The sequence below is a fragment of the Arthrobacter sp. UNCCL28 genome (assembly GCF_900102805.1).
In the GTDB taxonomy this organism is placed as follows: Bacteria; Actinomycetota; Actinomycetes; order Actinomycetales; family Micrococcaceae; genus Arthrobacter; species Arthrobacter nicotinovorans_A.
Genome location: NZ_FMWE01000012.1, coordinates 41,863 through 55,088, shown reverse-complemented (window position 1 = coordinate 55,088; position 13,226 = coordinate 41,863). Strand labels below are relative to the sequence as shown.

The 13,226-nt window shown below is 64.0% G+C and carries 10 protein-coding genes; 6 read left to right on the top strand and 4 right to left on the bottom strand.

The annotated features are described in order from the left end of the window. The first annotated feature begins 26 nt into the window (after positions 1-26). Complete coding sequence (locus BLQ01_RS20985; protein WP_026540294.1) at positions 27-563, top strand: Chromate resistance protein ChrB; 537 nt, start codon at positions 27-29, stop codon at positions 561-563. Positions 564-697: 134 nt separating this feature from the next. Here BLQ01_RS20985 and BLQ01_RS20980 read toward each other — a convergent pair whose 3' ends face one another. Further along, entirely contained in the window at positions 698-1,684 is a 987-nt protein-coding gene (locus BLQ01_RS20980; protein WP_026540295.1) for a M56 family metallopeptidase, read from the bottom strand. A gap of 5 nt (positions 1,685-1,689) precedes the next feature. Beyond that, complete coding sequence (locus BLQ01_RS20975) at positions 1,690-2,076, bottom strand: BlaI/MecI/CopY family transcriptional regulator (protein WP_011774471.1); 387 nt, start codon at positions 2,074-2,076, stop codon at positions 1,690-1,692. A gap of 280 nt (positions 2,077-2,356) precedes the next feature. Between BLQ01_RS20975 and BLQ01_RS20970 the strand changes: the two genes are divergently transcribed. The 4 genes from BLQ01_RS20970 to BLQ01_RS20955 are packed head-to-tail and all read left to right on the top strand — an operon-like array spanning position 2,357 to position 9,545. Next, the gene (locus BLQ01_RS20970; RefSeq protein ID WP_026546580.1) at positions 2,357-3,967 is read left to right on the top strand and encodes a cytochrome ubiquinol oxidase subunit I; all 1,611 of its coding nucleotides are present in this window, start codon (positions 2,357-2,359) and stop codon (positions 3,965-3,967) included. 18 nt (positions 3,968-3,985) lie between these two features. Next, a complete protein-coding gene (gene cydB / locus BLQ01_RS20965; RefSeq protein ID WP_091554169.1) occupies positions 3,986-5,065 on the top strand; it encodes a cytochrome d ubiquinol oxidase subunit II in 1,080 nt (359 codons plus the stop codon). A 7-nt stretch (positions 5,066-5,072) separates the two neighbouring features. Next, positions 5,073-8,510, top strand: a complete 3,438-nt coding sequence (cydD, locus tag BLQ01_RS20960; RefSeq protein WP_091554167.1) for a thiol reductant ABC exporter subunit CydD — start codon at positions 5,073-5,075, stop codon at positions 8,508-8,510. A gap of 9 nt (positions 8,511-8,519) precedes the next feature. Further along, entirely contained in the window at positions 8,520-9,545 is a 1,026-nt protein-coding gene (locus BLQ01_RS20955; protein WP_091554164.1) for a GNAT family N-acetyltransferase, read from the top strand. 6 nt (positions 9,546-9,551) lie between these two features. Here BLQ01_RS20955 and BLQ01_RS20950 read toward each other — a convergent pair whose 3' ends face one another. Beyond that, complete coding sequence (locus BLQ01_RS20950; protein ID WP_091554162.1) at positions 9,552-10,070, bottom strand: DinB family protein; 519 nt, start codon at positions 10,068-10,070, stop codon at positions 9,552-9,554. A 129-nt stretch (positions 10,071-10,199) separates the two neighbouring features. Between BLQ01_RS20950 and BLQ01_RS20945 the strand changes: the two genes are divergently transcribed. Continuing rightward, entirely contained in the window at positions 10,200-10,583 is a 384-nt protein-coding gene (locus tag BLQ01_RS20945; RefSeq protein ID WP_026540301.1) for a VOC family protein, read from the top strand. A 107-nt stretch (positions 10,584-10,690) separates the two neighbouring features. Here the strand turns inward: BLQ01_RS20945 and BLQ01_RS20940 are convergent, their stop codons facing one another. Next, entirely contained in the window at positions 10,691-13,207 is a 2,517-nt protein-coding gene (locus BLQ01_RS20940) for a DNA gyrase/topoisomerase IV subunit A (protein ID WP_091554160.1), read from the bottom strand. Positions 13,208-13,226: the final 19 nt, after the last annotated feature.

Below are 13,226 nucleotides of genomic sequence, written 5' to 3'. Positions count from 1 at the left end.
ATGTAACAGGTGCTACATTCGTTGGTGTGATTGAAGAGCGATGGTTACTGATCCTGGTCCAGGTTCCTTCGCAGCCCTCCCGACACAGGGTGGCGGTTTGGCGGGAACTGCGGCGCATGGGAGCCGTTCCCTTGTCTCCGGGAACATGGCTGCTCCCTGCCCATCCGGCCTTTTCCGAGGGGCTCAAGAAGGCTGAGGCACTGGTTGCCAAGGGTGATGGATCCTGGACATTGGTTGACGCATCTCCGCGCGAGAGCGGCGCAGCGACGTTCCGCAGCGCCTTCGAGGCAGCCCGGCTCGAGGAATGGGCGGAGTTCGCTGCCGATTGTGGGAAGTTCGAACAGGAGATCGCCAAGGAGATTTCCTTGGGCAAGTTCACGTTTGCCGAGCTCGAAGAAGAGGAGCAGAGCTTGGAACGGCTGCGGCGATGGTACAGGGAATTGAAGTCGCGTGATGTCCTGCATTTGGCTCAAGCAGGCGAAGCGGCGTCCCTTGTGGCCCGATGCGCGGAGGCCCTGGAAGGCTATGCAGCCATGGTGTACGACGCCACGCTCGCCGAGTAATCGTCCAACCAGTGCGGCCTGTCCTTTCCAAACCCAGTCCAAACGCAGTCCAAGCCCAGTCCGAGCCCAGCAAGTCCCGTTAGCGCAGCCAGTGCAGCCAAGTTGCCCGACCCGGACAAGCCCGGCAATTCCGCCTAGCCCAGCAGCCCTGGAACAATCAACAGGGCCGTAGGCACCGCCAGCAACATGGCCGATGCCACCAAAACAAGGATGCGCAGGCCCTTGGTGAGTGGCGGCTGTGGCGAGAGTAAGCGGCTGACGCGTGACGCCGTCGTGCGCGGTGAGTCGGCGCCGCCTGTGGCGCTGACGGCGTTGCTCTCCACCACGGCGCCGCCGGCATTGAGTGACCCGGTTCCGATGGCAGGTTGGGATGTTCCGCTGGCGACGATTGCGATGGCCTTGATCAGGGTGCCCTTGCTTTCGGTCCGCAGTGCGACGTCGTCGGCCAGCATCTCGATCAGGGAGTTAACCGCCGTCTGGGCCAGTCGCGTGGTGGGGAACCAGGGCAGTGCCTGCCGCCAGGCAGCGAAAGCCCACAGTAAGAGGTCATGGCGCTGCGACAGATGCGCATTCTCGTGAATGAGTACAGCCCTGAGCTCGGCCGGTTCCAAGGCTGCCATCAGTCCGTCGGAAAGTACCGTGACGGACCGGGCGCCGCCGGGCAGGCAGTAGGCCACGGGGGAGTCGTGGTTGATGACCACCGTTCCCGGGCCATCGTCTGATGGTGAGGCGAGCAGGGCCAGCAGTTCGCGGTGCCGCCGCCGTTGGCGCTCGATCTTGTAGTACGTCAGCAGCAGGGTGAAGACCAGGTGCGCAGTCAACAATGCCGCCGCGGACAGGGCGAAAAGGTGCCAAAAACCCAAGGCTGTTGTGGGTTCGTTGTTGAAGACCATCCCAGCCAGGCTCTTGAGTCCGGCAATGAGGTTATCGCCGATCGGCTCCAGGCCGTAGACCAGCATGGCGCCGATCATGGACAGCCCACCGGCAAGGGCGATTGCCTGCCAAAGGACCATGGCCGTAAACGGTGAGCGTGCCGGCCACTGGGCGCGGGAGAGCAACACCGGGACCGGCCATGCCAAAATCAATGCCAGGACCGCAAGCAGGTATGAGGTCCAGAACATAGTGGCTAATTGTAGCCGAGCAGTTTGCGCAGGGTAGCGGCTTCGCTTTCGGTGACGGAACCAATGAAGCGGGCCAGGACGGCCTCGCGGTCAGGAGCGGATCCCAGGACCTCATGCATGAGTTCGGCGGTGTGGTCCGCGCGGCTGGAAACGGCTTGGTAGCGGTGCGGTCGCGTACCGCGTTCACGCTCCACCAAGCCCTTCTTTTCCAGGCGTGAGAGGACCGTGAGGACCGTGGTTACGGCCAGGTCCTTGCCTTGGTGTCCCGCAGTGCCGTCGCCGGCTTCGGAGTCCTGCGCCAAAAGATCGCGCAGGGTATTGGCAGTTGCAGCCTCCTGGCCTGCCCAGAGCAGATCCATCACTGCCCGTTCCAGTTCCCCAAGACTTGCCATGTATACGTCCCTACCTTCCGCTTCCCGGTGCAGGATTACTGCCGCCGGGAGCGATGATCCAACATTCCACCATAAATCTACAGCTTTTCAGCTCTTCATTCTACGTGAGGTAGAACTATCGGCGCGCCGCGTTCCACCCGGAACCCTTGCGCGTGCGTAACGCCACTTGAAGAATGGGTTTCGTCGCCTGCCATTTGTTCTACACTGTGTAGAAGACAAGTTTTCTACGAATCGTAGAAGTCACGTCATCGTACTTCGGTCCACCGCACAAAGGACAGCCATGGACGCCTTGGAAATCGCACGCTGGCAATTCGGTATCACTACCGTCTACCACTTCATGATGGTGCCCCTCACCATTGGCCTGGGCCTGGTGGTGGCCATCATGCAGACCATCTGGTACCGCACGGGCAAGCCCGAATACCTGCGGATGACCAAGTTCTGGGGAAAGCTCTTCCTCATCAACTTCATCATGGGCGTGGCTACGGGCATCGTGCAGGAATTCCAGTTCGGTATGGCCTGGAGTGAGTACAGCCGGTTTGTCGGTGACGTATTTGGCGCACCGCTGGCCCTGGAAGCGTTGCTGGCGTTCTTTGTGGAATCAACGTTCCTGGGTTTGTGGATCTTCGGCTGGAAGCAACTCAAACGCGGCGTTCACCTGGCCTGCCTGTGGATTGCGGTGATCGGTTCCGTCTTCTCCGCCTACTTCATCATTGTGGCGAACTCCTGGATGCAGCACCCCGTGGGAGTGGAGATGGTGGACGGGCGGCCCGTCATGACCGATGCCTGGGCGGTCTTCACCAACAACACAGCCCTCGTGGCCGTACCGCACACTCTGTTCGGAGCTCTGGCCGTTGCAGGAGCCTTCCTTCTGGGGATCGCGTGGTACCACCTGTGGCGCCGGCGGCATGATGGCATCGACGTCGTGGGCAAGGACGGCAAACTGGTTCCCGGGGAAGCAGCGATCCCCGGCCGGGACAAGTCCGATTACAGCGTGTGGATGAAGAGCCTGCGGATCGGTGCCGTAGTTGCCATGATCTCTTTTGCAGGGACCGCCATCACCGGCGACCTGCAGGGCAAGCTGATGTTCGAGCAGCAGCCCATGAAAATGGCTGCAGCAGAGGCCGCCTGCCACGACGGCACTGGCTTCTCGGTCCTGAGCGTCGGCAACCTTGGCGCCTCCAACTGCGATGACATTGTTGCCGTTATCGAAGTACCCGGCATCCTGTCCTTCCTGGCCAAGGGGGACTTCACCACCGAGGTAAAGGGCGTCAACAGCCTGCTGGGCGAGTACAAGGAAAAGTACGGAACCCACCTCCCGGACAACCCGCTGTACGGCGACCGTGCAGGCCAGGAAATCCAATACGTGCCCGTCATGGAAGTGACCTACTGGGGCTTCCGCATGATGATCGGCTTCGGCGGGATCGCTGCCTTCGCCGCCTTGCTGGCACTCTGGGTGACCCGTAAGGGCGTGGTGCCGCAATCCAAGTGGCTGATGCGCCTTGCTGTGTTCGGCATCCTTGCACCTTTTGGCGCGAACGCAGCCGGCTGGATCTTCACGGAGATGGGCAGGCAGCCGTTCGTGGTGGCGCCAAACCCGGACATGAACGGCATCGACCAAGTGTTCATGTTTACTGCTGCTGCGGTGTCCCCGGGAGTAAGTGCCGGTGAGATCCTGACGTCCCTTGTGGTCCTCACTGCCATCTACGCCGTGTTGCTGGTGGTGGAAGTGAAGCTGTTGGTCAAATACATCCGCGGCGGTGTGGCCTCTGCCATGCCGGAGCTGGCACACCCGGCCCGGGACCAGAACGATGACGACAGGGACCATAAAAACGACAAGCACGACGCCGGTCCCGGCAACTCCGGCGACGACGTCCTGGCATTCGCGTACTAGGAACAGGGGAAACTGAGAATGGAACTCTTGCCAACCATCTGGTTTGTGGCCATCGCGGTGCTGTGGACGGGTTACCTCTTTCTGGAGGGCTTTGACCTTGGCGTCGGCATGCTCATGAAGATTTTCGCCCGCAACAACACGGACCGCCGCGTACTGCTCAACACCATCGGCCCTGTATGGGACGGCAACGAGGTGTGGCTGCTCACTGCCGCCGGTGCCACCTTCGCTGCCTTTCCGTTGTGGTACGCCTCGTTGTTCTCAGCGCTGTACTTGCCGCTCCTGGCAGTCCTGGCCGCGTTGATCTTCCGTGCTGTGGCCTTCGAATACCGCGGCAAGGTGGACTCGGAGCGGTGGCGCAACCGCTGGGACTGGGCGATCGGGATCGGTTCTTTTGTTGCTGCCTTTGGGATCGGCGCAGCACTGGCCCTTACCACCACCGGATTGCCCTTGAACGCCAACGGCGACCGCAGCGGTGGGCCGATGTCCTGGTTCAGCGGCTACGCGCTGCTGGGCGGGTTCGGTGTGGTGGCGTTCGCTCTGGTTCACGCCCTCGCCTTCCTGGCCCTCAAGACCGACGGCGACGTCCGGCACCGGGCCCGCAGCTGGTTTGTCCGGTTGGTGCCGTTCGCGGTGTTGCCAATGTTCGGATGGATGGTCTCGGTACAGTTCCTCAGCGGCAAGCCGTGGACCTGGGCCCTGGTGGCAGCCGGAATGGTGGCCGTAGTCCTGGCCTGGACGCTGGCCCGTGCAGGGGCAGAAGGACGCGCCTTCGCGGCCCTCGGCGGGTTCATCGTCTGCGCCACAGCGTCGATCTTCGGGGCAGCCTTCCCCGTGGTCATTCCCTCCACGCTGGATCCGGCCTTCAACCTGACCATTTCCAACGCCTCCTCCTCGGACTACACCCTGGGCCTGATGAGCATCGTCGCAGCCGTGGGGCTTCCGTTGGTGATCGCGTACCAGTCCTGGACCTACTGGGTGTTCCGCCGGCGTGTCAGCGCCGCACACATCCCTGAAGCGCACGGTTTCCTGCCGGCGATTGCGGCCAAGGTCCTGATTTCCAAGGACAGCCAACCAGCCACTGGCACCAAGGGAGAATAACCGCCCCATGAAACCCGTGTTCCCCACCGGTCCGGCCACCCGCTCCGCGCTGTACACCATAGGGCTCCTGTCCGCACTCAAAGCGCTGTCCCTGGTGCTCATGGCGCAGGCCGTGGCAGGGATGCTGGCAGGCCTGGCATCCGGAACGGGAGACTGGAGCGGCGGACTTGCCTGGGGCGCAGCGGGAGCAATCCTGAGGTCGCTCACGGTCTGGGGGCAAGGCGTAGCCTCCCGGCGGGCCGCCCTTGGCGTCAAGGAGGAATTGCGGGCTCAGTTGCTCAGGCGCTCGCTGTCCGAGGGCGGGTCGCCGCGGGTGGAAGGAATGAACGACGGCGGTCTGGCAATCCTGGCAACGCGCGGCCTGGATGCGCTGGACGACTACTACACCCAGTACCTTCCGGCGTTGGTCAACTGCGCGACGGTGCCGCTGTTGATCGGTGCAAGGATCCTCTTCGCCGATTGGGTCAGTGCCGTGGTGATCGTTCTGACTGTTCCCCTGGTGCCGTTGTTCATGGTCCTGATTGGCCGGCATACCGAGGACAGCGTCCGGGATGCCCAGACCACCTTGCGGAAACTCTCCGGCCACATCCTTGAACTGGCCAAAGGCCTGCCTGTCCTGGTGGGCCTGGGCCGCGCGAGTGAACAGCGCGCGGCCCTGGAAGATATCTCCGAGCAGTACCGGAGCCGGACCATGGGAACCCTCCGGACAGCCTTCCTCTCAGCGTTGGCGCTTGAGCTTATTGCCACCATTTCGGTGGCCGTCGTCGCTGTGTTCATCGGCGTCAGGCTCGTAGGTGGGGACATGGCGCTGGAGGCCGGCCTTTTGGCCCTCATCCTGGCCCCGGACTGCTATCTTCCGTTGCGGGAACTGGGTACTGCCCACCACGCCAGCGACGACGGCCGCGCCGCATTGGAAACCACCAACGCCGTGCTGGCTGCGCCCGCGCACGAAACCCTCTCCGCGCCTGGCGTGCCAGCCGGCACTTCTTCGGGCGTAGTGGTGGAGCGCCTGTCGGTGACCTACGCAGGACGGTCCGCTGCCGCCGTCGGGCCCCTGAGCTTTACTGCCCCGCAGGGCAGCATTACAGCCCTCGACGGCGACAGCGGCGCCGGGAAGAGCACTGTCCTGGCCGTCCTGGCAGGATTGATCGGTCCCGGTCCCGGCGCCACGGTGACCGGGACAGTCTCGGGAGTCGGCACAGGGGCTGTGGCATGGGTGCCGCAACACCCCGTCATGGCAGCTCACACCGTCCAGGAAGAGCTGTCCTTGTATCTGGACGGATACCAAGGCGATGTTGCCCAAGCAGCGACCCGTATCCTGTCCGAAGCCAAGGCTGCCCACCTGGCGCCGAAAAACCCGGCCGAGCTCAGTCCAGGCGAGCTGCGCCGCGTTGCGCTTGCCCGGGGATTGGCACGAGTGGAGACGGGCGCCGCGCTCCTGCTCCTGGACGAGCCCACCGCCCACCTTGACCCCTATTCAGCGCACGTAGTCCGCAACGCCATCGAGGCGCTGCGAGGCAGCGTCACAGTCATCCTGGTGGCCCACGACTCCGCCACCCGTGCGCTCGCGGACCATGTGGTGCCCGTAGGCGCCAAGCGCTTCCAGGACGCACCCCTGCTTCCATCAGGGAATTCCGGAAACACCATTGATGCCGCCGCCGGCGGGAACAGCACAGTAGCCGATGCCCTGGCACATCCCGCCCAGGCTTCCAGCGCACGCTCCGGAAGCCTGAAACGGCTGGCGGGGGTCCTGAAACCAGTGCAGTGGAAATTTGCCGCTGCCGGAACCGTGGCCGTCCTGGCGGCCCTGTTCGCCGTGGCATTGTCAGGACTGTCCGGATGGCTGATCATCAGGGCAAGCGAGCAACCGCCCATCCTCTATCTGCTCGGCGCGATTGTGGGCGTCAGGTTTTTCGGGATCGGCAGGGCAGTGCTGCGCTACTGTGAGAGGCTTCTGACCCACGACGCCGTCTTTGCCGCGATGACACGCCTGCGCGGGGTGCTGTGGGCGACGCTGAGCCGCAGGGCGCTGACCCTGCGGCGCTTGCTCCAGGGCGGCAACGTGCTTGGCGCAATCGTCGATGACGTCGATACCCTCCGGGACCTCCTGCCGCGTGTTGCGCTTCCACCGGTCACAGCAGTAGGTGTGGGAGCGGCGGCCATCATTGGCACGGCAATCGTTCTGCCTCCCGCGCTGCCGGCTGTGGTGCTGGCATCAATCGTGGGACTTGTCCTCGCGCCGCTTCTTGCCGTCCTGGCTGACAGGAATGCCGCAAAGGCCGGTCAGCACATGCGCTCGGTAGTTCTCCACGGTGTAGCCGCAGCCCTGGACGCCCGGGCAGAACTGACGGCCAATGCAGTAGCCGGGCCGGTGCTGAAGGATCTGCGCAGCAAAGACCGCGCAGCCACCCGATCCGCGCAACGCTCGGCATGGGCCGAAGGCCTCGGCCAATCCGTGGTGGTGCTGGCCTGCTCACTGGCTGCCTTGTGGGCAGGAGCCCTCAGCGCTCCTTCGGTGGCCAGCGGCGCCGTTCCCCCCGAACTTGTGGCCGTGATTGTCCTGATGCAGCTTGCCCTGGTGGATGCTTTCGGCGGCATCGTTTCCGCGGTACGCCAGGCTCCAGCGCTCGCGTCCGTCCTGGGCCGGGTTGCCGCTTCCGGGGCGTTGGACGTTCCGGCCACTGCCGCTAATGGCGGTTCAGCCCTCAACGGCCCACGCCCTCTTCCGGACCGCGACGGGAAAGCAGGGCTTGAGCTGACGGACGCTTCGGCCGGCTGGCCCGGGGGACCGGATGCCTTTACCGGGATCACTGCCGTAGCCGAACCCGGCCGCTGGCTAGCCGTGACTGGGCCCTCCGGTGCGGGAAAGACCACGTTGTTGTCCGTGCTGCTGGGTTTCCTGCCCCTGAGTGGGGGATCAGCGAAGCTGACAGGCACAGCGGCCTGGTGCCCCCAGGAAGCCCACCTCTTCGACTCCACCATCCGCGGCAACCTCTTGCTGGGACGACCCGCCGCGGCAAAGCCCAGCGAGGCGGAGATGCAAAAGGCGCTGGCCGACGTCGGACTTGATTCAGTGGTCCAGGCCCTGCCCGGTGGGCTCGATGCCCGCATCGGTCCAGGCGGCTCGTTCCTCAGCGGTGGCGAGCGGCAGCGGCTTGCCATGGCCAGGACCCTTCTGACCGGAGCCTCGGTATTGCTGCTGGATGAGCCCACCGCACATCTTGATGCCGGTTCGGCGCGGGAAATGATGGCCATCCTTCGCCGGGGACTGACTGAGGTGACTGTAGTGCTGGTAACGCACAATCCCGAGGACATCGATCCCGGGGATACGCGGCTGGAACTGCCCGCGGCCGGCCAGGCTCCGCCGCAGGAAACGTGGGGACCCAGCGCTGGCGCACCCGGCACGCGCGCGGCGGAACTGGTCCAAAAGCAGGTCCATCAGTAGCCTGTTGGCATGCCTTTCAACGCCGCAAGCCCTGCCATGCCCGACGCCGACGTAACTGGCCTGCAGTGGCGGCCCGCCACCGAAGGGGATCTGGATAACTGGGCGGGCCTGATAGCCCGGACGGCCGCCGTCGAACATCCTGTCTGGTACGAGAAACGCGGGGATCTTGCCCATGTCCTTGAATCCAGGAAGAACCCGCCGGAGACGAGCACCGTCCTGGGGCTGGACACCGACGGCACAGCCCGGGCTTATGGCCGTATATCCAAGAACCCGGAGGGAGACAAGGCCACCGGAATGGCCTGCGTTGATCCGGAGTGGCAGGAACGCGGCATCGGCTCCGCGGTTCTGGTGTGGCAGGAAGGGCAGGTGCGCGGGCGGTTCGCCGACGATCAAGCAGCCGGGCATACCGCTGCACCGCCCCGCCTCCGTATCCAAACTGAGGAAAAGCACGAACACCAGGCCACTCTCCTGATGGGCCACGGTTACCGGGCCGTCCGTTGGTTCAATGAGATGCACCGTCCGTTGTCGCCGGGACAGCCGTCCGCAGGCCTGCCGGTTGTTCCGCTGGGCGCGGGCCTGGAACTCAGGACCCTGGATCCGGTGTTCTTTGAGCCCGTGCGCCAGGCGCATAATGATGCCTTCAGGGACCATTGGGGCAGCGAACCCAGGGACGAAGAGTCGTGGCGCTTCACCATCGAGGAACCCACGGCACGGCACGACCTCAGCGCAGTAGTCCTGGATTCGGCAACCGGAGAGGTGGCCGGATACCAGCTGAGCAGTTTTGATGCCGCTTCCGCCGCCGACCGTGGTTTCACGGAAGGCTACACGGAGCTTCTGGGCGTACGTCGCGCCTACAGGGGCCGGGGGATAGCCCAGGCCCTGCTGGCGGATGCAATGCAGCGGTACACCGGGGCCGGGATGGAGGTGGCATCACTGGATGTGGATTCGGCCAACCCCACCGGGGCCCTGGAGCTCTACCTTCGCATGGGCTACGAGCCGGTGAACCGCAGCATGACGTGGGAGAAGATGCTCTAGCCCGTGCTAGCCGTCCACATCATGCAAATGGTGGACCACATCATGAAGGAAGTACTGGGAGAACGTCAGCACAGTAAAGGCTGACCCGTTGCTGCGGGTCCCTGTGCGTGGCCAGTCGTTCTCGGTGACCCGGGCGAAGGACTCGGCGATCTCCGTGCCCTCTGCCTCGATTTCGTCGGCCACCGTTCGCGGGTCCGCTGAACCGTACTCGCCGTCGATGGCAGCCTGGTCCTGGTCCCAATTGGCGAACCGGGCGTCATCTTCGGCCAGCATCAGGTTCAGCCGCTGGTCGAAGAGGCTGAACACATCGCGGACATGGCAGGCGTACTCCAGGTTGGACCATGTGTGATCGTCAGGTCGAACGGCTGCATCCTCACGCCGGAGGACAGCCCTCCACCGCGGAAGCATGTTCAGTACGGTGCCCGGCACGGTGGCAGGAGTCACCGTGGCGGGGTCGAAACCGCACTCGGGGCACGGCTGGGAGAGCACCCAGGTCCAGTCTTTTTCGTCAGGGATGATCGGCATGCCGCCAGTCTAAGCCGACACTCGCCGCACCCCATCGAAGACCCTGAAATATGGTGTCGTTTTCGCATTACTTAGCGGCCCGCCCAAGAGTAAAGTTCGTTCCGGGGGGAGAGCCGGAAAGAGAAAAACATGCTCAAGGATCAGCAAGTTGGTGCCGTCCTACCGGCACAGGACATAGCCCGGGCCCGCGCGTACTACAGCGAAAAACTCGGACTGGAACCCGAAAATCCGGACGATGGCGACAACCTTCAATACAGGTGCGGCGATTCCACCGGATTCATGGTGTACCAAACGTCCAACGCAGGGACTGCCAAAAATACCCAGATGGGCTGGAACGTCAGCGACCTGAGGGCCACGGTGCAGGAGTTGCGCGGCAAGGGAGTTCAATTCGAAGACTACGACTTCCCTGGACTGAAGACAGAAGACGGCATTGCCACAATGCCTGACGGCAGCGCCGCCGCATGGTTCCTCGACAGCGAGGGAAACATACTCAGCGTCAACCAAACCGGCTAGCCCACGTGGCCGCGAGGCCATGGCACAACAAAGGCCGGGGCGTCTTACCCCGGCCTTTGCTGTGCTGTCCTGTGCTGTTCAAGCTGGCCTGTGCTGTTCAAGCTGTCCTATGAGGCGGATTCGTCCCAAGCCATGCTGGGTCCGATGGCCTCCACGGGCTGTGACAGGGGCACCCCTGAACCGTCCCGCCGGCCATGCTCGTGCGGGAGGGCACGGGCCACGCCGGCAGCTGAGGATGCCTTGGCCGGTCCATGTCCGGCCCAGGCCAGCAAAAGGGTGTCCTCACCCTTGAGGAAACGGTGGACCCGGACACCGCCGGTGGCGCGGCCCTTGATTGGATACTCCTCGAAAGCCGTAACCTTCGCAGTGCCCGGTGCCGTGCCCGGCAGGGCGCCGGTGGTTCCGGCAATAGTGACCACGACGGCGGCGGGGTCGTTGGCACGCACGGCACCGAAGTGGATCACGTCGTCGCCGGCGGCCAGTTTGATGCCTGCCATACCTCCGGCCGTGCGGCCCTGTGGGCGGACATTGGAGGCACTGAACCGCAACAACTGCGCCTGGCGCGTCACGAAGACGAGATCGACGTCGTCCCCTTGCGCCGGTTCCACTGCGAGGACCGAATCCTTGTCCTTCAGGGCAATGATCTCCCAGTCCTCACGGTTCAGCGGGTAGTCCGGCAGCACGCGCTTCACGACGCCCTGGACAGTGCCAATGGCGAGGACGGAATCCAGGGGAACGAACGCCACCAGGGTTTCGCCCTTGAGCAGGGTGATGAAGTCCTTCGCCGCGACGCCCCCGGCAAGGTTCGGCAGGCCTGACATCGGCGGGAGGACAGGCATGTCCATGACCTGGAGTCGCAGCATGCGGCCTTGGGAAGTCACCGCGCCGATCTCGCCGCGGGCAGTGGTCTTGACCACCGAACGGAAGACATCATGCTTGGCCCGCGGCCCGGCTTCGGCCAATGGCTCCTGGTTGGAGGTCCTGGCGATCTGGCCGGAGACGCTGAGCAGGGCCCAGCAGGGGTCGTCCGGGATCTCCAAGGGCAGAGCCGCAGCTTTGCCCTTGGGCCCCGGGGTGGAAGCGGCGAGGGCCGCAGCAACGGTGGGGGAGACAGCTTCGGACTCAAGGAGTACGGTGCGCCGGGGTGTGCCGTACTTCTCAGCGACTACGGCCAACTCGCCGGAGACGAGATCGCGGAGCAGCTCATCGGAGGCAAGGATGGCCTCAAGGGCCTCGATTTCGCGGCGGAGCTCGTCCTGTTCCTTTTCGAGTTCAAGCCGGGAGTACTTGGTCAGCTGACGCAGGCGCAGTTCCAGGATGTAGTTGGCCTGGATCTCGGTGAGGTCGTAGATGGACATCAACCGCTCCCGCGCCGCGGAAGCCTCGTCGGAGGAACGAATGATCTGGATGACCTCGTCGATGTCGACGATGGCGATCAGCAGGCCCTCCACCAGGTGGAGGCGGTCTTTCTTTTTGCCCAGGCGGAAGGACGTACGACGGCGGACCACGGTCAGCCGGTGCTCGACGTACACCTGCAACAACTGCAGGAGGCCCAGCGTCTGCGGCTGGCCATCCACCAACGTGACGTTGTTGATGCCGAAGGAATCTTCCATGGGCGAGTAGCGGTAAAGCTGCTGGAGGACGGCGTTCGGGTTGAAACCGTTCTTGAGTTCGATGACCAGGCGCAGGCCGTGGTTGCGGTCCGTCAGGTCCACGACGTCGCTGATGCCGGTCAGCTTCTTGGCGTTGACGGCATCCTTGATCTTCTCGATCACCTTTTCCGGGCCCACCATGTAGGGCAGTTCAGTGACCACCAGGCCGGTCCGGCGGGCGGAGAGCTGTTCCACCTCAACCTTGGCGCGGGTCCTGAAGGAACCACGGCCCGTGGCGTAGGCGTCACGGATTCCGTCCAGCCCAACGATCCGGCCCCCTGTGGGAAGGTCGGGACCCGGGATGAACCTCATAATGTCATCCAGCGTGGCATCCGGGTTGGCGATCAGGTGGCGCGCGGCGGCGATGACCTCGACGAGGTTGTGGGGCGGCATGTTCGTCGCCATGCCCACCGCGATGCCCGTGGTGCCGTTGACCAGCAGGTTGGGGAAAGCTGCGGGGAGGACATCCGGCTGGGTCAGTTGGTTGTCGTAATTGGGGACGAAGTCCACGACGTCTTCGTCCAGGTGGTCCGTCATGGTCAGCGCGGCGGCCGCCAAGCGTGCCTCGGTGTACCGCGGTGCTGCCGGTCCGTCGTCGAGCGATCCGAAGTTTCCGTGGCCATCAATCAGCGGCAGTCGGAGGGAAAAGTCCTGCGCCATGCGCACCATGGCGTCGTAGATCGCGGTATCGCCGTGGGGGTGGAGCTTGCCCATGACTTCGCCCACCACGCGGGCGCTCTTGACGTGTCCGCGATCCGGGCGGAGTCCCATGTCGGACATCATGTACAGGATGCGGCGCTGTACGGGCTTCAGTCCGTCGCGGGCGTCCGGGAGCGCTCGCGAATAAATCACTGAGTAGGCGTACTCCAGGAAGGAGCCTTCCATCTCCGAAGTGACGTCGATGTCCACGATGTTCTCGGTGAAATCGCCGAGTGGCTCGGCTGTCCGTGCTGATTTTTGGCTGCGGGCCATGGGGTCGGTGAATCCTTGA